The sequence below is a fragment of the Gilliamella sp. B14384G12 genome, from assembly GCF_016101825.1.
Taxonomy (GTDB): Bacteria; Pseudomonadota; Gammaproteobacteria; order Enterobacterales; family Orbaceae; genus Gilliamella; species Gilliamella apicola_N.
The window spans coordinates 60,459-83,297 of sequence record NZ_JACFPU010000001.1; the positions used below are offsets into that span (position 1 = coordinate 60,459).

At 34.4% G+C, this 22,839-nt stretch carries 18 protein-coding genes and 2 pseudogenes; 11 read left to right on the forward strand and 9 right to left on the reverse strand.

Annotated elements, in window-relative coordinates:
* Positions 1-12 precede the first annotated feature (12 nt).
* The 6 genes and pseudogenes from H3S73_RS13940 to aas all read right to left on the reverse strand — a co-directional run.
* Positions 13-555 (reverse strand): annotated as a pseudogene (locus H3S73_RS13940) (PTS system mannose/fructose/N-acetylgalactosamine-transporter subunit IIB); the annotation flags it as partial.
* A 51-nt stretch (positions 556-606) separates the two neighbouring features.
* Positions 607-987, reverse strand: a pseudogene (locus H3S73_RS13945) (PTS sugar transporter subunit IIA); the annotation flags it as partial.
* Positions 988-1,510: 523 nt separating this feature from the next.
* A complete protein-coding gene (locus tag H3S73_RS00285) occupies positions 1,511-3,262 on the reverse strand; it encodes a carboxylesterase family protein (protein ID WP_198235909.1) in 1,752 nt (583 codons plus the stop codon).
* 195 nt (positions 3,263-3,457) lie between these two features.
* Entirely contained in the window at positions 3,458-4,369 is a 912-nt protein-coding gene (murQ, locus tag H3S73_RS00290) for an N-acetylmuramic acid 6-phosphate etherase (protein ID WP_232352896.1), read from the reverse strand.
* On the reverse strand, positions 4,356-5,543 hold the full coding sequence (lplT, locus tag H3S73_RS00295) for a lysophospholipid transporter LplT (protein WP_198235908.1): 1,188 nt from the start codon (positions 5,541-5,543) through the stop codon (positions 4,356-4,358). Before lplT ends, murQ begins: the two co-directional genes overlap by 14 nt.
* 14 nt (positions 5,544-5,557) lie before the next feature.
* Positions 5,558-7,699: a bifunctional acyl-ACP--phospholipid O-acyltransferase/long-chain-fatty-acid--ACP ligase gene (gene aas / locus H3S73_RS00300; protein ID WP_198235907.1), complete on the reverse strand. Its 2,142-nt coding sequence runs from the start codon at positions 7,697-7,699 to the stop codon at positions 5,558-5,560.
* Positions 7,700-7,896: 197 nt separating this feature from the next.
* Here aas and H3S73_RS00305 point away from each other — a divergent pair, with 197 nt between their 5' ends.
* Positions 7,897-8,871: a hypothetical protein gene (locus H3S73_RS00305; RefSeq protein ID WP_198235906.1), complete on the forward strand. Its 975-nt coding sequence runs from the start codon at positions 7,897-7,899 to the stop codon at positions 8,869-8,871.
* Between the two features lie 61 nt (positions 8,872-8,932).
* Here H3S73_RS00305 and gpsA read toward each other — a convergent pair whose 3' ends face one another.
* The 3 genes from gpsA to H3S73_RS00320 are packed head-to-tail and all read right to left on the reverse strand — an operon-like array spanning position 8,933 to position 10,923.
* A complete protein-coding gene (gene gpsA, locus H3S73_RS00310; protein ID WP_232352897.1) occupies positions 8,933-9,946 on the reverse strand; it encodes an NAD(P)H-dependent glycerol-3-phosphate dehydrogenase in 1,014 nt (337 codons plus the stop codon).
* Between the two features lie 37 nt (positions 9,947-9,983).
* Entirely contained in the window at positions 9,984-10,457 is a 474-nt protein-coding gene (gene secB / locus H3S73_RS00315) for a protein-export chaperone SecB (protein ID WP_039126645.1), read from the reverse strand.
* 25 nt (positions 10,458-10,482) lie between these two features.
* Positions 10,483-10,923: a rhodanese-like domain-containing protein gene (locus H3S73_RS00320; protein ID WP_039126642.1), complete on the reverse strand. Its 441-nt coding sequence runs from the start codon at positions 10,921-10,923 to the stop codon at positions 10,483-10,485.
* Positions 10,924-11,505: 582 nt separating this feature from the next.
* Here H3S73_RS00320 and glnA point away from each other — a divergent pair.
* From glnA to fruK, 10 genes are all read left to right on the forward strand, one after another.
* Positions 11,506-12,915, forward strand: coding sequence for a glutamate--ammonia ligase (gene glnA / locus H3S73_RS00325; protein WP_065738486.1), 1,410 nt, complete (start codon positions 11,506-11,508; stop codon positions 12,913-12,915).
* Between the two features lie 70 nt (positions 12,916-12,985).
* A complete protein-coding gene (gene glnL / locus H3S73_RS00330; protein ID WP_039126637.1) occupies positions 12,986-14,035 on the forward strand; it encodes a nitrogen regulation protein NR(II) in 1,050 nt (349 codons plus the stop codon).
* Between the two features lie 11 nt (positions 14,036-14,046).
* Positions 14,047-15,486, forward strand: a complete 1,440-nt coding sequence (glnG, locus tag H3S73_RS00335; RefSeq protein ID WP_198235905.1) for a nitrogen regulation protein NR(I) — start codon at positions 14,047-14,049, stop codon at positions 15,484-15,486.
* Between the two features lie 212 nt (positions 15,487-15,698).
* Positions 15,699-16,655 (forward strand): siderophore ABC transporter substrate-binding protein, encoded by a 957-nt coding sequence (locus tag H3S73_RS00340; protein ID WP_198235904.1) that lies wholly within the window; start codon positions 15,699-15,701, stop codon positions 16,653-16,655.
* A gap of 7 nt (positions 16,656-16,662) precedes the next feature.
* Positions 16,663-17,622, forward strand: a complete 960-nt coding sequence (locus H3S73_RS00345) for an ABC transporter permease (RefSeq protein ID WP_198228660.1) — start codon at positions 16,663-16,665, stop codon at positions 17,620-17,622.
* Complete coding sequence (locus H3S73_RS00350) at positions 17,612-18,583, forward strand: iron chelate uptake ABC transporter family permease subunit (RefSeq protein ID WP_198228659.1); 972 nt, start codon at positions 17,612-17,614, stop codon at positions 18,581-18,583. The genes H3S73_RS00345 and H3S73_RS00350 overlap by 11 nt, the downstream gene beginning before the upstream one ends.
* On the forward strand, positions 18,580-19,335 hold the full coding sequence (locus H3S73_RS00355; protein WP_065602458.1) for an ABC transporter ATP-binding protein: 756 nt from the start codon (positions 18,580-18,582) through the stop codon (positions 19,333-19,335). Before H3S73_RS00350 ends, H3S73_RS00355 begins: the two co-directional genes overlap by 4 nt.
* A 122-nt stretch (positions 19,336-19,457) precedes the next feature.
* Complete coding sequence (gene cra / locus H3S73_RS00360; RefSeq protein ID WP_198235903.1) at positions 19,458-20,489, forward strand: catabolite repressor/activator; 1,032 nt, start codon at positions 19,458-19,460, stop codon at positions 20,487-20,489.
* A 209-nt stretch (positions 20,490-20,698) separates the two neighbouring features.
* Positions 20,699-21,898 (forward strand): fused PTS fructose transporter subunit IIA/HPr protein, encoded by a 1,200-nt coding sequence (gene fruB, locus H3S73_RS00365; protein WP_198235902.1) that lies wholly within the window; start codon positions 20,699-20,701, stop codon positions 21,896-21,898.
* Positions 21,898-22,833 (forward strand): 1-phosphofructokinase, encoded by a 936-nt coding sequence (fruK, locus tag H3S73_RS00370; protein WP_086327083.1) that lies wholly within the window; start codon positions 21,898-21,900, stop codon positions 22,831-22,833. Before fruB ends, fruK begins: the two co-directional genes overlap by 1 nt.
* Positions 22,834-22,839 lie beyond the last annotated feature (6 nt).

Here is a 22,839-nt window from a genome sequence, read left to right on the forward strand (position 1 = left end):
CCTTAAATAAAACTAATTTTTTTGTTCATCTAATTCTTCTTTCGCTTTTTTCAATAAATCATCCATATTACTATTGGAATCATTTGGTACTTTGCGAACATCAAATTTAACGTTTTTGGCTTTCAATTTTTCAAATGCATCAACATCATCAGCATTCATTGAAAGTACTTTGTTAACCATGACTTTACCAACAGAATGTGCCATTGAGCCAATATTAAGAACATCAATATCGACACCACCTTCTATCGCACGTAAAACATCTTGAGGGTTTTCAAATAAGAGCAAGGCTTTAGTATTGCCAAATCGAGGGTCATGCGATACTTCAATTATTTTTTTAATTGGTACAACGTTTGCTTTAACTCCAGGAGGTGCAGCTTCTTGAATAAGTTTTTTTCTTAATTCATCTTTGGCGACGGAATCAGAAACCACAATTATACGATTAGGATTGGTTGATTTAGTCCAAGCAGTTGCAACTTGTCCATGTAATAATCGTGAATCAACTCGCGCTAAGACAATTTTCATTTTGCCATCACCAAGTACCGTTCCTTCTGGTATTGTGTTAGATACTTGGGTTGCTGGTGCATTTTGATTTGGTGCATCAACAGTTGCTTTGACCCCTTCTCTTGCTGGCTCAATAATTGCGGCAGCAATTTCTTTGGCGGTCTCCATTGAAAAACGTGAAGAGTAAGCTTCAATAAGCATTGGAAGATTTAAACCTGCAACGATCGCCCAATTACTGTGTTCGCCACACAAATTATTAGCCTGATTAAAAGGTGTGCCGCCCCATAAATCTACTAAAAATAATACTTCATCTTGATTGTCAAATGTTGCGATTGCTTCCTGCATTCGTTCTTTTAAACTTTCTGGACTGTCACTAGGATGCAAGGTAATGGCTTTAACATCTTCTTGCTCTCCAAAGATCATCGATCCTGATTGTAGAATACCTTCAGCAAACTCCCCATGAGTAGCTAGGATAATTCCTACCATATGATTTCCTCCGGATTTTTATATTATTGAATAATATAAATGTGTTATAAAATTACTCTAAAAAATTATTACTAATTCAGTTATTTGCTACAATAAAAAATGTCACTCTTTTACCACACAAAAAAAGCAAAGTTTTTTTTAGTGTAAATCTGACTGCATATTTATTCCATTAAAGAATATATTTATTCCATCAAAGAATATATTTATTATATTATAAATTTTATTATTAAATCATTGCATTTGTTAAAAGTTGTGACATAGATAATAGATTATGTTATTAAAAAACATCTCGTTATAATCGAAAAAAATCACAATAGTCAAAAATAAATAATTTATTTTTTCCCTAAAATTAAGAATTTCTTGATGTTTGGATAATTGCTATAATTTTTTTGAAAAAATATTTAGATTATTGGTTACTCAATTTTATTTTATCGATTTGTAAACTTTTTTATGATCTTTATTAGGCACAATATATGGTTATCAAATGATAATACAGAATATATTGTGCATAAGATTACTTAACTTATTTAATCCATAATGATTTATTTTTATACCTTTGATCAAGTTCAGCACTAAACCAGCGACCGTTTAAAACTTCAGAAATGATGATATTTTTCGTTTCTTGATTAATTGATTGATCAACATCCATTTCATTAAGTACATCACTGTAGGTAAACTTTTTGCCTCCCATATACGCAATGGCTTTTACTTTATCTGCGTTCATGTATAAATAGGCATTATTTGCCTTACTATGGTCAGCGGTCCAATTATTCCAATAAACTAAATTAGTTCCATTAGGATCACCTGAATGAATAAAATTATTAAGGTATTTTTTGAATGTCATACTTAATTGTTTGGCGCCTTGAGTTTTGTACGCATTACCAATGAAACCATCATAATTTTGTGAATTAGCATCCAATAATGGTAAGAAAACTCCATGAAAAGCACCAAATAATGCCATTTGGGAACCAACACTATTGGTGTCTTGACCAAATTCTATTTCTACCCCATAAATTTTGGCTTTATAAAAGGGAGCCATTTTCTGCGCAGAATCTGCTACATTAAATAGGTCATATAAACGCCCCCCATATTTATTGGTAAAATTAAATTCTTTAAGTTTCTTGCCTGTTGGTAAACCATTGTTGAAAGCATCACTAAAATAAGGGGATGTTTGGGCGAATAATGAAAATTCGCCGGTGCCAGTTAACATAATCAATGGCACAGAATTATATTCATGAGTATTAAAACCGTCTTTAGGAATGACATATCCATCATTGTATAAATGTGGAAATACGCTCATTCTTATTCCAGCATTCCCCATAAGTGATACTAGTCGTTGTGAAGATAAACTATAAAGATAATTTCTTACATCAGAGTGATTGGTTAATAGCCAATTATAAGCTTCTTCTTGGGTTGGTTTTATTTTATCTTCAACAACAAGAGGAGCGATAGCCTTAGCAAATACTTTTATGCTATCTTGTTTATCCGCAATAGTCATGCCACCACTAAAAGATATTGCCTTTTGGAATTTGTCTTTGAAAATAGGTGAGATTAACATTGCCATTACATCTCGCCCACCAGCAGAAAAACCAGATACGGTTATGTTATTAGCGTCTCCACCAAAATTAGTTATATTATCTTTTATCCAATCTAAGGATTTTGCAATATCAAGTAGAGCATAATTTCCAGAATCTTCAAGTTTATCTCCAGTTTGTAAGGCTGGAAGTGGATTGAATCCCAATGGTCCTAAACGATAATTAATTGAGACAAAAATACCGTCAATGTCATTTACCATGGTATTTCCTGTCATTTCCTCCGCTCTACCATTTTGATTATTTCCGCCGTGAATATAAACCAGTACTGGTAAATTATTCGATTTATTATTAGGTCGATATATATTGAGATTTAGACTGTCATCTGAGCCAATAACTTTATTTTCTTTAATTTGAAATGCGACTTTGCTGGCTTGGGTTGCATCTAATACGCCTTCCCACGGTTCAGGATCAATGGGTTTTTTCCACCTTAGTTGACCAGTTGGTGATTTGGCATAAGGTATACCCGTCCAAACAATAACGTTATTTATTTTATCAAATTGACCTTTTACCATACCATATTGGGTTTGAACCAAAGTGGCATCAGCAATTTGGTTGATATTGGCTTGATGATTATCAACGTTATGTAAATTATTTTGATTACTCGCAAATGTTGGGAGGGATAGAGTTAATAGACTAATTAAGACCGTGGCAATATTAAGTTTTAGTAATGATTTTTTCATAGATTTTCCTTTTATAAAATAAAACTTAAATAAAATTTGAATTAGTTTTTCAAAAAATCCATCAATTAATGAATATAGTTACATTTGAAATTAGAGCAAAATTATTGTTTTTATAAATGGTTATTTCAAATGCTGTGAATGAAAAATTAGACTTGAGTCACAAATTGGGTATACCAATTTGTGTTATTTAGCAATTTATGCAGGGTGGTTATTTATTGCTTTGCGAATAGAATCATTATTTTGTAACAATATTTTTTTTGCTTGTAACTCATCAATATCCGCAAGAATCATTAATATTGCTGTTTTACAATGTTTATTGCATTTATTCAATGCAGCTATTGCTGTTTCACGATTGCAATCGGTAGCTTGCATAACGATTGATATTTGTCGTTCAATGAGCTTGGCATTCGTTGCTTCAACATCAACCATTAAATTGCCGTAAACTTTGCCAATTTTGATCATGCTTGCGGTAGTTAGCATATTGAGTACTAACTTTTGTGCAGTGCCAGCTTTCATTCTTGATGAACCCGTGATCACTTCAGCTCCAACAATTGGAGTAATAGCGATGTCTGCTAATTTAATCATTGGTGCCTTAGGATTACAACATAAACTAATAACTGTTGCTCCCAGTGATTTAGCATATTGCATACCACCTATTACATAAGGTGTGCGCCCACTAGCTGCAATACCGACTAAAATATCGTTAGTGCCAAAATCAATATTGGCTAAATCATTGATAGCTTGATTAGGATTATCTTCAGCGTTTTCAACGGCTTTAAAAATAGCTGGTGTTCCGCCCGCTATTAAGCCTATGACCTGCTGCGGTGGTGAGCCATAAGTAGGTGGGCACTCACTGGCATCTAAAATACCCAATCGACCAGAGGTACCGGCACCAAGATAAATTAATCGACCTTGTTTTAAAAAAGCTTGGCTGATAGCATCAACAGCTTGAGCTATATTATAAAGCTCCTTTTCAACAGCTAACGCCACTTGTTTATCTTCATTATTGATAATTTTAAGTATCTCTAATGTTGAACAGTTATCAATATGTTCGCTATTAGGATTGCGACTTTCGGTTATCATCTCTGAAAGATTAATTTTTTGCATGTTTTTTTAATCCTAGCCATAACAATAAAATTACAACAGCAAATAAACCGCCAAAACCAACACCGATTGCTATAATAGGTAAATCCATAGCAACAGCTAAAGTGTAAAGCCCTAACATAACCATCATAGCCGTGTATTCACTTAAGTTTTGTACCGAAATCACACTGCCCGCGCCAACTAACTCTTTACCTATTTTTTGAATAAAAGCATTTAAAGGTACTAAAAAGAAGCCACCTAAAGCCCCAATGACAACTAACAAAATATAAGATGAAATAATATTACCTTGTAATGTAAAAGCAATTACCATAATTCCCATCATAATTCCTGCTGGAATACAACGTAATGTGTTATTTATTGAGATAAATGTACTAGCCAGTCCAGCACCAATTACAATACCAATAGCAACAATAGCATTAAGGTTGGTTGGTGTGGCATTATCGTGAATATCTAAAACGACAGGAACCCAACTGATCAACAGAAAACGTAAAGTAATACCTGCGCCCCAAAATAAACTTGTGCCTAATAATGTAAACAGTACTTGCCTGTTGGTAAATATTATTTTAACCGTATTGGCAAAATCTTTGACCATACTTAAAAATTGCCATTGAATATTTTGTCTTGCAGCAGGTAATTTAGGAATAAAAATGTTAGCAATTACAGCAAGTCCATACATAAATACACACGCAAATAACGCCGCAGTTACATTAAGATCGGCAATATGTCCGCCTGCTAATGACCCAAGCAGAATAGCAGCAATCGTTGATGCTTCAATTAATCCATTAGCTTTTACTAAATTATCACCACTGGTAAGTTCTCCCAAAATTCCATATTTTGCTGGAGAATATGCTGCAGCACCAATACCAACTAAAAAATAGCCTACAAATGGACTTAAGTTTAAACAGATACAACCGGCACCTAATAATTTTATACCGTTTGAAATCATCATAACTTTTCCTTTGGACATACTATCAGCAAATTGACCGACAAAAGGGGAAAGTATAATAAAAGGCACAACAAAACCAATCTGTAATGCTGACTGGCTCCATTCTGGATAATGTAAATTTTTAATGAATGCCAATATGGCAAAGAAGATTGCATTATCAGCAAAGGCTGAAAAAAACTGCGCTAGCATGGTCGCAACCATGCCTTTGCTTAATAGTGACAGTTGTTTCATATGATATCCTTAAGTTATTGGTCAGCCATTTTTCTCAAGGTAATAAAATCAATTTTACCTGTACCAAGAAGTGGTAACTCTTTTACAACACGAATATCACGCGGTATAGCTAATGCTGGAATACCCAGTTCTTGAGCTGCTTGATTAAGTTGTTCGCGATTTAACTCAGGCGATGTAGTAAATAATACAATTGCTTCCCCTTTTGCTGCATCACTTTTTACTGTTGCACCGTGCATAGCTTCAGAATCGACTTTTTTAGCAAGCGCTTCAACACTTTCTAATGAAACCATTTCACCAGCAATTTTAGCAAATCGTTTTAACCGTCCTTTGATTGTTAAAAAACCTTGCTTATCAATAGAAACAATGTCGCCGGTATCATACCAACCTTTTTCCGGTTGACCTTGTTCATCGGTTGCGGTTGGTTCTTCCAATTTACCTGGGTTTTCTACTCGTAAGTAACCTTTCATTACATTAGGTCCCTTAACGAGTAATTCTCCACCATCAGAAATACCTGGAATTGGGATTAATTTTGAGGTCATACCCGGTAATAATCGGCCTACTGTGCCAGCTTTAAATGCCATTGGAACATTCAGTGACACAACCGGTCCGCATTCAGTAACACCATAGCCCTCTAGAATACGAATACCATATTTATCTTTCCATTGCTCACGTACTGCGTCAGATAGTTTTTCCGCACCAGCGACCACATAACGTAGGCGCATAAAATCATAAGGGTGTGCATAACGAGCATAATTGGCTAAAAAAGTAGGTGTACCAAATAAAACGGTACAGTTTTGGTCATAAATTATTTCAGGCACCATACGATAATGTAAAGGATTTGGATATAAGAAAGTACGGCTACCGGAAAATATTGGTAAAAATAGCCCAGCGGTGATACCAAAAGCGTGGAATAGCGGTAATGCAGACATAAAGCGGTCAGCGGGTGTTGGGTCAATAACGGTTCGAATTTGCTCGACATTAGCAAGTAAGCTAGCATGGCTATGCACAACACCTTTAGGATTACCTTCAGAACCGGATGTAAATAATACCAACGCTTCGTCATCACTGGTTTGAGCTTGTTTAACTAAACGTGGTATAAACTGGTGAACGGCAATGTAAAGTTTGTCGGTAAATGTTAAACTACTGCGTAAATCTTCTAAGAAACACCATTTAACATCTTTGATTTCTTCAAGTAAATAGTCGAGTTTTCCTTTTTGGATAAATTTACGTGAAGTGATAATGGTTTTGATTTCAGCAGCTGTTATTGCGCAGGTTAAACCTTTTGTTCCTGCGGTATAGTTGAGCATTGCTGGAATGCGGTTTTTAACCGATAAACCAAAAATGGTAGCAACGGTAATCGTTGCATTAGGTAATAGAACTCCAACGCGTTCTTTTTTCTGAGTAAATTTAGAAAGAATACAGCTAATACCAATAATTTGTTTAATTAAATTGCGATAAGTTGCTTCATTAGTTGTGGGATCTTGTACCATCCGTGATTTTACGCCGTAGCGTACTTGAGCTTCAAGCAGTGCTTCAAAAAGAGTTAATTTAGGACGACTTCCCATACGAGCATTCATCATTATTTGATGAAGTTTTTCACCGGCAATATAGCGTCTTTCACTAGCTTTGGGTGCATCCGGCATAGGAATGGATGTTGGTTCAAGCACATGAATCGTTATTTTAGGGAATAAGTGACGTTTAAATAATCCTTTCAAGCGACTGGTTATGGTAAACTCTGCACCTTCAATCCAGACAGGTACAATGGTTGCTTGTGATCGAGCTGCGACAAAAGCAGCGCCATCATAAACTTTCATTAAGGAACCTGTTACTGTAATTCTTCCTTCAGGAAAAATAACAATTGGACGACCTTTTTCAATTTCGCGAACTAAACGTTTAATGGCCATAGGACTAATTGGATCCATTGGCACAAAATCCACATAATGTTTGGCTAGACGTACTAACCAATGATTGATATAACCTGCGTAGATAGCAAAAACAGGTCTTACTGGTAAAAAAACGCCGATTAGAATACCATCAAGGAAAGAAACGTGATTCGGTGTGATAAGCAATCTGTCTTGTTTTAAATTGTTAAGATTCCCATGAACTTTTACATGGAATAACATCTTTAAAAAAAATTTTAATATTTTAAATAACATCTCATTTCTCAAGTATCGTGTAAAATTACACCATGTAATAATAGTGAAAATAATTAAAATATACAAGAAATGTAAAATACAAAAAATAAATTAAATAAAACAAATTGTTATATGTTAAGATAATGTCGCTTGATTTTAAAAATAGATTATAGATACTAAAAAGGTAAATAAATAGAAAAGATCAATAAGGAATCAATATGCTAATTTTAACAGCTAAAGATATTGAAAAATTCTACACCATGGCAGAGGCAATAGCTGCAGATAAACAGGCCTTAAAAATTTATACTCAAGGAAATAGTGATGTGCCATTACGTATCAATTTCGATATGCAAAAAGGACAATGCTTGTTCATGCCTGCTCATATAAAAGGTAACGATATTGTAGGAATTAAAATAGTTTCGGTATTTCCAGATAATCCTAAATTAGGTAAACCATCTGTACCTGCTCAAGTCATGATGATAGACCCACAAACAGGTGAAGTTTGCGCCATGTTGGATGGTACTTTTGTAACCCAACTTAGAACAGGCGCAGTGCAAGGTGCTGCAACCGATCTTTTAGCTCGTAAAGATTCTAAGCGAGCCGTGTTGATAGGCACAGGTGGACAAGCTGCTTCACAATTAGAGGCTATGTTAACCGTTCGTCCATTAACCGATGTGGCAATCTTTGGGCTGGATACTAATAAAGGTAAGCAATTTACCGAGTTAATGAAGAAACGGTTTGAACATTTTTCTGCTAATCTGTATTTTTCTGAAAATTTCGATGAAGATATTCATCAAGCGGATATCATTACCTCTGTCACCACATCAAAAGAAGTGACTTTTAATGGTGATCTAGTTAAGCCTGGAACTCATATCAATGGAGTAGGTGCATACATGCCAGATATGCACGAGATTCCAAGTAATATTGTAGAAAAAGCCGATATTCGAGTGCTTGATACGAAAGACGGTGTATTTGCCGAAGCGGGTGATATCATTGATCCTATTGAACAAAAACTCGTATCAAAAGATGATTTTTTAGAATTAGGTGATTTAGTTTTAAATCCACAGCTTTGCCGCCAAAATGAGCAGCAAATTACTTTATTTAAAACAGTTGGAACAGCAGTACTTGATGTCTATGTTGGTTATGATATTTACCTTAAAGCAAAAGAAAAAGGTATTGGCGTAAATATCTAATAAAGTAACAACCTGAAATTTGTAAAAAAGTTTCAGGTTAACTATACGTTTAAGTAAAAAACTAACTTTTTAATTCTTCTTTTTGAGAACGTCCAAGCAATGCCATCGCTGCTTGTTTAGGATCTTTATGTTCATATAAAATTTTATAAATCTGTTCAGTGATAGGCATATCAACATGGTATTTTTGTGCAAGTGACCAAACTTCTTTGGTATTTTTACAACCTTCGACAACTTGGGCAATAATATCTTGAGCCTCTTGAATAGATTTATTCTGACCAAGTAATATTCCAAAGCGACGGTTACGGGATTGATTGTCTGTACAAGTTAAAACGAGATCACCAAGTCCTGCCATTCCCATAAAAGTTGCAGGATCAGCGCCTAAGACTGCACCTAAACGCATCATTTCGGCAAGACCCCGGGTGATTAACGCTGTTCTGGCATTAGCACCAAAGCCTAAACCGTCTGACAGACCTGCACCAATAGCAATAACATTTTTTATTGCCCCGCCAAGTTGTACTCCAATAAAGTCTTTACTGCTGTAAACACGAAAACTTTTACTACAGTGAAATAGATTTTGTAATTCAGTTAAAAATTGTTCATTAGTTGATGCGACAGTTACTGCTGTTGGTGAACCAGAAGCTACCTCTTTGGCAAATGTTGGTCCAGAAATAACCGCTAATGGAATTTTATCACCTAGAATTTCTTTAGCTACATCTTGTAACAATCTGCCTGTATCAACTTCAAGCCCTTTTGTTGCCCAAACAATTTTGCTATCTTTACGTAAGAAAGGTTTAATTTGTTTTAGGATGCTGGCAAAAGCATGACTTGGTACGACAATTAGTAAAATAGGTGCAGCTAATACGGCGGTTTGTAAATTACTTTCGATTTGTAACAGATCAGGAAAAGGTATATCTGGCAAAAACTGCTTATTTTGCCTGTCATGCTGCAAAACAGTCATTTTATCTGAGTTATGTCCCCACAATAACGTAGGGTGACCATTTCGTGCTAATAAGATAGCTAAAGACGTTCCATAAGAACCCGCTCCAATAACTGTCACAGCAGCATTTTTTTTCATAATAATCCAAAACTTTTTATTAATTCAAATAATATAACTATTGCAATGTTTCAGTAGATTCAGCTTCAGCTTGTTGCTGAATATAATTCATATACAACGCTTCAAAATTTACGGGTTCTAAATTCACTTGTGGGAATGAACCTTTATTTACTAAACTTGAAATTACTTCACGTGCGTAAGGGAACAAAATATTTGGACAATAAGAGCCAACACAATGTTGAACTTGGCTTTCATCAAATCCGATAAGTGAAAAAATACCTGCTTGAGTCACTTCACAAATATATACAATTTCTTCTTGCTGTTTTACCGTTACAGTAACACGTAGTGCAACTTCATAAACGCCTTCATTTAAGGTTTGCGAAGATGAATTTAATTCTAAATTCATATCTGGTTGCCACTGTTTAGTAAAAATTTCAGGTACATTATTAGTTTCAAATGAAACATCTTTAGTGTAAATACGTTGAATTGCGAATTGTGTTTCAGGTTGTTGGGTATTATTTTGTTCTGTCATGATAAAACCTTATTTTTGAATAATATTATTTTTTTACAAGTGGTAAATTTTCGCCATTCCAGCCAGCAATGCCATCTTTTAACACAGACACATTTAAAAAGCCTTGTTTGATAAGTGTTTCACCAATGCTAGCAGATGATAAACCATTTTCGTCAACCAAAATTATGGTGTTTTCTTTAAATTTTTCAATTAATTTTGAACTGGAATTTTTAATATCGATAGGCAAAATATTATGAGCGTCAGTGATATGCCCCTTTTTAAAACTATCTGCAGTTCTAATATCAATAATAACTGCATTTTCTCTGTTAATCATATGGATCGCTTGAGCATTATCAATAATTTTAACCTTTGATAATTTACCTTTAATCGTTAATACGATAATTGTGATAAATAGCGCAATCCAACCTAATGAAAGCAAAAGATGATTTTTTACAAAAGGTAGAATTTCGAGTGTTATAAAGTCCATACTTATATAATTACCTAATTTTTTAATAATAAGACAAGATTATAACGGTATTATGCATTGAAATACAGTGCTTAAAAGAGAAAACTTAATTTACATGCAACCATGTTAATTTAATTTTTCGATTAGAGTGATACATAATTTAAATAGGTTATTTTAATTTTATGTTTTTTATGAGGCCATTTTATTTGTGTAATTTGATCCAAAATCTAATTTCCGTATTATTTTTATAATTCATGATGTTTTTTGTTTGGTGATTAGATGGCTATAAACTAAATAAATAAACTAAGAAAAACGTCAATTTAAAAATCAGAAATAAATTTTGAATAATGATTAATATAGTAAAATTTTTCTATTTTAGGGCATTGAAAACGATCATTTTAGGTCGATGATTAATTTTGGTGCGTTGATTTGGTGCTTGTTGCTTTAATTTAGTGCAATTTGTATATTTATGTTACTATTATTGAAGATAAATCCACTAAAATAGTATGGTCAAAAAATGGCATCATATTTGCATAATAGAATACAACTCGGCAAGAATGCCTTTTAAACTGAACAATTATTTGTCCTCAATGGAGAAGATACATGTCTATACAAAGAGTTTTAACGCTAATTAAAGATAATGATGTGAAATTTGTTGATTTACGTTTTACTGATACTAAAGGTAAAGAACAACACGTTACTATTCCTGTTAGTCAAATTGATACTGATTTTTTTGAAGATGGTAAGATGTTTGATGGCTCATCAATTGCAGGTTGGAAAGGTATTAATGAATCAGATATGGTATTAATGCCAGATGCATCAAGCGCTGTTATTGACCCATTTTTTGAAGACACGACATTAAATATACGTTGTGATGTCTTAGAACCAGCTACATTGCAAGGCTATGATCGTGATCCTCGTTCAATAGCTAAACGTGCAGAAGACTTCTTAAAATCATCTGGTATTGCTGACACCGTTATTTTTGGACCAGAACCAGAGTTCTTTTTATTTGATGATGTACGTTTTGGTTCGCCGATGTCAGGCAGTTTTGTTCATATCGATGATATTGAAGCAGCTTGGAATTCGGGTACTAAATATGAAGAAGGTAACAAAGGGCATCGTCCTGGTGTAAAAGGTGGTTATTTTCCACTTCCACCAGTTGATTCATCACAAGATATTCGCTCTGAAATGTGCTTAATTATGGAACAACTTGGTTTAGTTGTTGAAGCTCATCACCATGAAGTAGCTACAGCTGGTCAGAACGAAATTGCTTGCCGTTTTAACACATTAACTAAAAAAGCTGATGAAGTTCAAATTTATAAATATGTAGTTCAAAATGTTGCTCATGCCTATGGTAAAACAGCAACGTTTATGCCAAAACCAATATTTGGTGATAATGGTTCAGGTATGCACTGTCACCAATCACTTGCTAAAGACGGCGTAAATCTTTTTGCGGGTGATAAATATGCGGGTCTATCTGAAATGGCACTGTTTTATATTGGTGGAATTATTAAACATGCTAAAGCGATCAATGCATTTACTAACCCAGCCACTAACTCTTATAAACGTTTAGTACCAGGTTATGAAGCGCCTGTTATGCTTGCTTATTCAGCACGTAACCGTTCTGCATCAATTCGTATTCCTGTTGTTACAAGCCCTAAAGCTCGTCGTATTGAAGTTCGTTTCCCAGATCCGGCAGCGAATCCATACTTAGCATTTGCAGCGCAGCTAATGGCTGGTTTAGATGGTATTATCAATAAAATTCACCCAGGTGATGCAATGGATAAGAACTTATATGATTTACCGCCAGAAGAATCTAAATTAATTCCACAAGTAGCAGGCTCACTTGAAGAGGCATTAGAAGCATTAAATTCAGATCGTGAATTCTTAACTCGTGGCAACGTATTTACTAATGATACTATTGATGCCTATATCGATTTAAAACGTCAAGATGTTGATCGTGTTCGCATGACGCCACATCCAGTTGAATTTGAATTGTACTATAGTCTATAAGTAAACATTTTATGCCTTAATCACCACTATTTAGTTAGTGGTGGTTTCCAAAGGGGACGGAAATCCAACGATGACATTTGATAATGAATCTGATGCTAATCTTGTTCTCGATTCGATGATCACAAGTATTTTGTTATTAGATAAAAAACTCAATATTCTTTATGCTAATACTGCTGCGCAACAATTATTGGCGCAAAGTTCCAAAAAATTATTAGAAAGTTGTTTCCCAGATTTATTGAGCTATTTTTCTTTAGATATTGAATTAATGCTGCGTGCATTAGAAAAAAATCAAGGTTTTACGGATAACGAAGTTAATTTAGTTGTTAACAATGAATTACATATCTTATCGTTAACGGCACAATTACTAACAAACGGTCATGTATTGATCGAAATGGCGCCGTTAAATAATCATAAGCGGTTAAGTCAAGAGCAATTACAACAAGCCCAACAAAGTGCAGCTCGTGAATTAGTTAGGGGGCTTGCTCATGAAATTAAAAATCCACTTGGAGGTCTTAGAGGTGCCGCTCAGTTATTATCACGCGAACTACCTAAAAATGAATTGCAAGATTATACGCAAGTAATTATTGAACAAGCAGATAGATTAAGGAATCTTGTTGATAGGTTACTTGGCCCCCAACAGCGATTGCAGCAAAAAGAACAGAATATTCATAAAGCAATTGAACGAATATATGCACTGCTTTGTCTGGAAAAGCCAATCAATGTTGTAATTTTACGTGATTATGATCCCAGTTTGCCCGAATTCATTCATGATTCAGAGCAGATTGAGCAAGTGATTTTAAATATTGCTCGTAATGCTTTACAAGCTATTGGTACTAAAAGCGGAACGATAACAATTAGAACAAGAACAGCGTTTCAAGTTACTTTACATGGGCAGCGTTATCGTCTATGCGCGCGTATAGATATTGAAGACAATGGACCAGGTGTTCCTGTTCATATACAAGATACACTGTTTTATCCAATGGTAAGTGGTTATGAAGGTGGTACTGGAATTGGACTTTCGATTGCACATAATATTGTCGATCAACATCACGGTAAAATTGAATTCAATAGTTGGCCAGGGCATACAGAATTTTCTGTCTATCTGCCAATTAAGCAGTGAGGTAAATTAAAATGAATGTTTGGATAGTTGATGATGATAGTTCTATTCGTTGGGTATTAGAGAAAGCATTAACCAATGCTCATTTTAACTGTATTACTTTTTCAAGTGGCCAAGAAGCGATAGATGCTTTAGTTACTAATCCTCAAAAACCGGCAGTTTTAATCTCAGATATAAAAATGCCAGGGCTGGATGGCTTTACATTACTTCACCATGTTAAAGAACAATATCCTGACTTACCTGTTATTATTATGACAGCTCATTCAGATCTTGATGCAGCAGTGAATGCATATCAAAGAGGAGCTTATGATTATATTCCTAAACCCTTTGATGTTGATGAAGTTATTCAACTCGTAGAGCGAGCTATACTACAAACTCAAAGTAAAAAAAACAGTAGTAATACCACCGCTAAAGCGTCCACTGGTATTATTGGTGAAGCACCTTCTATGCAAGAAGTGTTTCGCATTATTGGTCGTTTATCTAAATCATCAATAAGTGTTTTGATTAATGGAGAGTCTGGAACGGGTAAAGAACTGGTCGCTAAAGCTCTGCATACCCACAGTCCTCGATCACAATCGCCATTTATTGCACTTAATATGGCCGCTATTCCTAAAGACCTCATTGAATCAGAACTATTTGGGCATGAAAAAGGGGCCTTTACTGGGGCAGCACAAATTCGTCATGGACGATTTGAACAAGCTAATGGTGGAACGTTATTTTTAGATGAAATTGGTGATATGCCTCTTGATGTGCAAACCAGATTATTAAGAGTATTAGCTGATGGGCAGTTTTATCGTATTGGGGGATATTCACCCGTCAAAGTCGATGTACGTATTATCGCTGCAACTCACCAAGATTTAGAAGCAAGAGTCAGAGAAGGAAAATTTAGAGAGGATCTGTTTCATCGTCTAAATGTAATTCGTATTTTATTACCCCCACTACGCGATAGGGCTCAAGATATTCCAAAACTGGCAGCACATTTTTTAAATACTACAGCAAAAGAATTAGGGGTAGAAAGTAAAGTATTTAGTGTTGAAGCCTTAGATGTATTATGTCAGTTTAATTGGCCAGGTAATGTTCGCCAACTTGAGAACACTTGCCGTTGGGTTACAGTTATGTCTTCAAGTAAAGAAATACTTGTACAAGATTTACCGCCAGAGTTATTGCAATTAACTGTACCTAAAAACGTCACAAGTCAGGAAGTTAGCATTCAACAGAGTAATCAAGTACAAAAAAATATTGATTGGCAATATCAGCTCGAACATTGGGCTAAAGAAGCCTTACTTGCTGGCAAGGTTGGCATTTTAACAGAGGCAGTTACTGATGTTGAGCGTATTTTATTAAATTGTGCTTTGAATTTTACTCGTGGACATAAACAAGATGCTGCACATTTATTAGGTTGGGGACGTAATACGTTGACGAGAAAGCTTAAAGAGTTATCTGATGATAAGTAATTATTAATAATATATGCGGTTTTTATAAAAACTCATTGTTTCAACTTTAAAAATTACTGTTTTTATCAATTTTTTTGGTATTATTTTGCTGTTTGTTTAAAGTTCATTGAACACTTATTTATTTTTAGTTACAATTTGGTGCAAATGATAATTATTATTATTTTATTTATCATTTATGCGCTTTTGAACTAAGCTAATAATTAGGAGTTACAATGTATTCATCTATCAAAGTTAAATTTTTAGTATTACTAGCCGCTTTATTTGCATTGGTTGGTTGTGACGATAAAAAAGATGCGCCAGCCGCTAATAAAACATCAATCGTTGTTGAACATTCCCAAGGTAAAACTGAGGTACCTGAAAATCCAAAAAAAGTGGTAGTATTTAATACCGCAACATTAGATATTATCGATGCATTAAATATTCCTGTCACGGCAGTTCCTCAATCAGATGTACATTTCCCAGATTTCTTATCAAAATATGCAGATAAAACGTATACTAATGTTGGTACTTTATTTGAGCCAAATTATGAAGTGCTAAGTACACTTCAACCCGATGTGATTATCGCTGGTGGACGTGCAAATGATGTCTATAAAAAATTAAGTGATATTGCACCAACAATCTCACTTGATCTAGATCCTAATAATTTCTTAGCTAGCTTAACAGAGCGTACTGAACAGTTAGGTAACATTTTTGGTAAACAAGAAGAAGCAAAAAAATTACTTGCCGATTTTAACCAAAAAATTGAACAGTTAAATCCAAAAGCAAGCACAGCAGGAACCGCTTTAGTTATTATGATTAATGGTGGCAAAATGTCTGCTTATGGACCAAAATCGCGTTTTGGTTTTATTTTCGATGTACTAGGTTTTAAACCTGCAACAATATTCCAAGAAGCGGGACGTCATGGTAATGCAGTAACTTCTGAGTTTGTATTAAGCGTTAATCCTCAATGGTTATTTGTTCTAGATAGAGACAATGCAATTGGTAATAAAGAAGCTCAATCAGCCCAGCAAGTTTTAGATAATGAATTAATTCAGAAAACGGATGCATGGCAACAAAACCATATTGTTTATTTAGATTCTACATCAATGTATATTTCTGGCGGTATCCAAACTTATAGTCGTTTAATGGACCAAATAAGTGATGTTTTAGAAAAAACATCAGCAAACTAAATAAACCATGACTAAAACAGTTTATTTTATTGCAGGCATTGTTTTTTTATTAGCAATGACTGCATTAAGTTTGTTTATTGGTGCAGGGCATGTAACGTTAGTCGATCTTTGGTCTGACGGTAATATGCGACAAATATTTTTTGTTAGCCGCGTTCCTAGAACGGTGGCTTTACTCTTAGCTGGTAGCGCGATGAGTGTTGCCGGTTTAATTATGCAACTACTTACCCAAAATCGATTTGTCGAACCGTCTCTAGTAGGTACTACTCAATCAGCTAGTTTAGGGTTATTAGTGATGATGGTACTTGCTCCGGGCGCAAGTGTTATGATGAAAATGGTGGTAGCAAGTTTATTTGCTATGGCCGGCACTGTATTATTCATGTTTATTTCTCGCAAAATTATTTTTAAATCTGCACTTATGGTACCTCTTGTTGGGATAATGCTTGGTGCAGTGATTAGTGCAATTTGTACTTTTTTTGCTATGTATTTTGATTTACTGCAATCACTTGGAGGCTGGGAATCAGGTGATTTTTCAGGTATTTTACAAGGTCGTTACGAGCTATTGTGGCTAGTTGGGGGCATTACCTTACTTGCATGTTGGAGCGCAGATCGTTTTACCGTTGCGGGATTAGGGCGTGATTTTTCTGTCAATGTCGGGCTTAATTATAACCAAGTCATGCTAACTGGACTTATTGTTATAGCTCTTATTGGTGGCATCGTCGTTGTCGTTGTTGGAGTATTGCCATTTTTAGGATTAATTGTACCTAACATTGTCAGTTTGATATTTGGTGATAACGTTCGTAAAACCATACCTTGGATATGTTTATTCGGAAGTGGATTGGTTTTATTTTGCGATATTATCGGGCGAGTTATTCGCTATCCGTTTGAAATTCCCGTTAGTGTTATTCTTGGTGTGGTAGGGGCTATTATTTTTTTAGTGTTGTTGAGTAAAAAACGTCATGCTAGTTAATCAAAAACGCCTTATTTCAAGTCGAAAAACAATATTATTATTACTAGGTATTGCCGTTTTTTGTATTGTTTTTTTTATGACATTTAATTTAAAAGGTAATATTAGTTATATTTTAAGTCATCGGGCTTGGATTGTCTTAACCATGATTTTAGTGGCTTTTTCTGCAGCAACTTCGACTCTGCTTTTCCAAACTGTTACTAATAATCGAATTTTGACACCCTCTATAATGGGATTTGAATCTTTGTTTGTATTGATTCAAACGGTGGTCGTCTTTTTTATTGATGCTCAAGGTATTCCTTATATTGGAATTATTGGTAAATTTATTTTTGAATCATTGTTATTAATTTTATTTTCTCTATTTTTGTATCGAGGATTATTTACCAAGCTCAAACAGAATCTTCATTTAGTTTTATTAATTGGGATCATTTTAGGCACGCTATTTCGTAGTTTTTCTAATTTGTTACAGAGGTTAATGACACCAACTGAATTTGCTGTATTGCAAAGCCGAATTTTTGCAACATTTACTCGAGCTGAACCTATGTTAATTATCTTTTCATTAATTATTGCCACAGTTATAGGGCTTTTTTTATGGCGGATGCGGTTTAGGTTCGATGTATTAGCGTTAGGGCGTGATAATGCCATCAATTTGGGCGTCGATTATCAAAAAAGTGTCACCATTATTTTATTACTTGTTTCGGTATTAGTTGCAATATCAACGGCACTAGTTGGTCCTTTTACTTTTCTTGGCCTGCTTATTGCCAATTTAGCTTATAGCATTAGTGGTTCAAGCCAGCATCGTTTTTTATTACCAACAGCTTTTTTATTAGGTGTAATTTTTCTTGTTGGTGGACAGATGTTTTTAGAACATGTCTTAAACATGGTAGGTGCATTATCTATTGTAATTGAATTTATTGGTGGTTCATTGTTTATCTTCTTATTATTGAAAAAGGTTCCAATGTGATAGAAATTGATAATATTAGTAAAAAATATCAAACTATACAGGTATTAAAAAATGTGAGTGCAACAATATCACAAGGTGGTATTACAGCGATTATTGGTCCAAATGGTGCAGGTAAATCAACACTATTATCAATTATTAGTCGTTTATTGCTTGCTGATGAGGGGCTAGTAAAAATTCAAAATATGGATGTTGTTAATACGCCAAGCGATAAACTTGCAACCTATCTTTCAGTATTAAGGCAAGAAAATCGTTTTACCAGCAGACTTACTGTTTTTGAGTTAGTTGGATTTGGCCGTTATCCTTATAGCAAAGGGCGATTAAATAAAGATGATTTAGTACATATTAATCGGGCTCTTGAATTTTTGAATTTGACTGAATATAAAGATCGATTTTTAGATGAGCTTTCTGGTGGGCAACGTCAACGTGCTTATGTTGCAATGGTACTTTGTCAAGACACAGAATATGTATTACTTGATGAACCATTAAATAACCTTGATATGAAGCATGCTGTTGCAATGATGAAACAGTTACGTCGAGCTGCTGATGAATTGGGTAAAACGATTGTTATTGTCATTCACGATATTAATTTTGCTTCGGTCTATTCCAACTATATTCTAGCAATGAAAAATGGAGAATTAATTTATCAAGGAAATCCAGATCAGATAATGGACTCTACTATTTTAGAAGATATTTTCGATACTCCTGTTCAGATAGAAAAAGTTCATGATCAAAATATTGCAATCTATTATTAATAGATATTTAACTGTGAGTAATAAAAATATTAAATATGTTCAATCAAATAGAGAAACGATTGTTTACTATTTTCTCTGATTCATGTTAAATAAATGACAATACTTTTGCCGAGATAATAATAATGAAATTAGAGGAAATCGCACTGATAGCTGGCGTTTCAAAAACAACGGCTAGTTATGTTATAAATGGAAAAGCAAAAAAATATCGCGTTAGTGATCAAACAATTGAAAAAGTAATGTCAGTTGTTAAAGAGCATGATTATCAGCCCAATGCGGTTGCTGCAGGATTAAGAGCGGGTAAAACCCATACTATTGGCATTATTATTCCTGATTTAGAAAATATTAGTTATACTCGGATTGCCAATTATTTAGAGCAATTGATAAGAAAAGAAGGTTATCAAGTGCTACTTTCATGTTCAGAAGATGATCCCCAAATCGAAAAAGAGTGCGTTAAGCATCTTCAACAACGGCGAGTTGATGCATTAGTGATTTCCTCGTCATTTGTTTCTGTCGAGGACTATGCTTTTTATGATGATTGGCAAAATTCCAAAATTCCATTATTCGCTCTTGATAGAATCTTACCCATTTCTAAATTTAGGAATATAGTAGGGGCGGATAAACAAGATTCTAAAACCTTGGCTCAAGCTTTTAATGATGTTGTTCAGGGGGCGATGGTTTATCTTGGTGCCTCACCTAATTTATCAGTTAGTCAACTTCGTCTAGATGGATTTAACGATATTAGACTTGATAATTATCACCATGATAATAGTAATAAAGTTGATTTTTTATATGCAACTAATTATAGTCGTCATGACGCTGATATCGCTTTTAGTCAATGGTTAGAAAATCATGAATTACCAGACGGCATTTTTACTACATCCTTTTCTTTGCTTCAAGGGGCTATTGACGCAATCTTAAGAAAGTTCGGTAATTTACCTGAAACATTAACTATTGCTACGTTTGGTGATAATGAATTATTGGATTTTTTACCTTGTAAAGTTATATCTCTTTGTCAAGATCATAAAGAAGTTGCTAAAATGACAATAAAAATGTTATTAAATTGTTTGCAAAATGAAAGTTATCAACCAGGAATCACAGTTATTCCAAGACGACTCATTTACCGTGGTAGTTTAAGTCGGAATCGAACTTTATAAAAAACATATTGTTTTTTTAACAAAATATTTAGTTAATTTTTATACAAAAAGAAGATCCAGATCACATATTTTCTATTAATAGAGATAATTTATTTGATAATTAATATAATTCTCGTCATTATTGCTGAAACGATTCAATAACGTTATTTAAGCAAATAATATGAATTATGTTAGATGATTTAATATAGCAACCCAGAGGTATTTATTATATGTTTCATTTAGTTAAAGAAGATATCCATTTAAATGAACAAGCCCCTAACAAAACTGAGGCGATAAAAAAAGTAGCTGCTGCTTTAACCAGTGCAGGATTTGTTGAGGAAGGATATGTAGATGGAATGCTCGAACGCGAAGATCAAGCAGCAACTTATCTGGGTATTGGTCTTGCTATCCCTCATGGTACAACTAAAACTCGTCATTTAGTTAAAAAAACAGGTGTGCAAGTTTTTTGCTTTCCTAACGGAGTTGAATGGGGTGATGATGGCGAAAAGGCTTATCTAGCCATCGGTATTGCAGCTAGCTCTGATGAGCATTTGGAGTTACTTCGTCAATTAACACATGTGCTTAGCGCTGATGGTGTTGAAGAACGCATTAAAAACATTAAATCAGCAGATGAAGCAATTGCTATTTTAACTGGTAAACCAAGCGTAGAAGATAGCCAATTTAGTGTAAATGAATCTTCATTATTATTGGATATTCCAGCTGATAGTTTAGGAACATTACAAGCGTTAAATGCTTCACGTTTAAAACAACAAAATGCAGTAAATACTAATTTTATTACTTGTGTGCTGGAGAATAAACCAAACTATTTGGGTTGTGGAGTTTGGTTTAATGATAGTAAAGAAGGTAATTTAAAAAACGCGATAGCGATCAGTCGTACAATAAGTGATTTAAATGAAGATGGTAAACCAGTTAAATTGCTTATCACCATGTCGATGATTAATGATGCTATTGCCGACGTTGTAAATAATTTGGCCTCTTTAGCATTTAATAAAAAATTAGATCTTTTATTGTCAGCCAATATCGATAAAATTATTGATTTATTGGTTTCTAACCATCCATCTACAGATTCAAATCAGCCTGAAACTGAATTGTCCTCTACAAATCAAACTTCAGATACGAATAATCAAGTATTAACTCGTGAATTTATTGTTCCGAATGCAAATGGTTTACATACTCGCCCATCATCGGTATTAGTTAAATTAGTGAAAGAATTTAAAAGTAAAGTCACTGTTGCAAATCTTGATGGTAAAGCAGAGCCAGTTAGTGCGACAAGCTTAATGAAAATTGTTGCCCTTGGTGCTAAAAAAGGCAGTCGATTACAGTTTACAGCAGTCGGTGATGATGCTGCTCAAGCACTAGATGCAATTGGAAAAGCGATTGAAAGTGGCTTAGGTGAGGGAACTGAATAATGAATTATCGCGTTGCAACCATTACTTTGAATCCTGCTTATGACCTTTTAGGATTTTGTCCCAAAGTAGAGCTTGGTGATGTTAACTTAGTTCAAACTAATGCTTTACTACCTGCTGGCAAAGGAATTAATGTCGCCAAAGTATTATCAGATTTAGATGTTAAATTAACCCTAGGAGGATTTTTAGGTAAAGAAAACCGTGATGGTTTTAATTTATTATTTAATTCACTTAATGTTGAAGATAAATTTCAAACTGTAGAGGGTCGTACTCGCATTAATGTTAAATTAACTGAGGAAAATAGCGAAGTAACGGATCTAAATTTTTCTGGTTTTACTATTACTGAACAAGATTGGCAACGTTTTGTTACAGATTCTCTCGAATGGTTAAAAGATTTTGATATGATCGCCATTAGTGGTAGTTTACCAGCAGGAGTGTCACTCGACAAATTCACCAAGTGGATGGAGCAAGTTAAAACAATTTGTCCAAAAGTTGTCTTTGATAGTAGTCGCGATGCATTAGTTGCAGGATTGAAAGCTAAGCCATGGTTAATAAAACCTAATGATAAAGAGCTTGAAATGTTTGTAGGACGCAAATTATCAACGTTAGCTGAAATAAAAGCGGCGGCTATGGAACTTATTAATGAAGGTATAGAAAACGTTGTCATTTCACTCGGTAGCAAAGGCGCTTTGTGGGTAACTAAACATGAAGCATGGTTAGCAAAACCACCAAAATGTCAGGTAGTAAGTACTGTTGGTGCAGGTGATTCAATGGTTGGTGGATTAATGTATGGACTTATGACCAATCAATCAATTAAAGACACTTTAGTTTTCGCCTCAAGTGTTGCTGCGTTATCTGTTGGACAAGCCGGAGTTGGTATTGCTGATCGTCAGGCTGTAACCAATATGTTGGATAAAATTGAAATCATTGCTGGATAGGAGTAT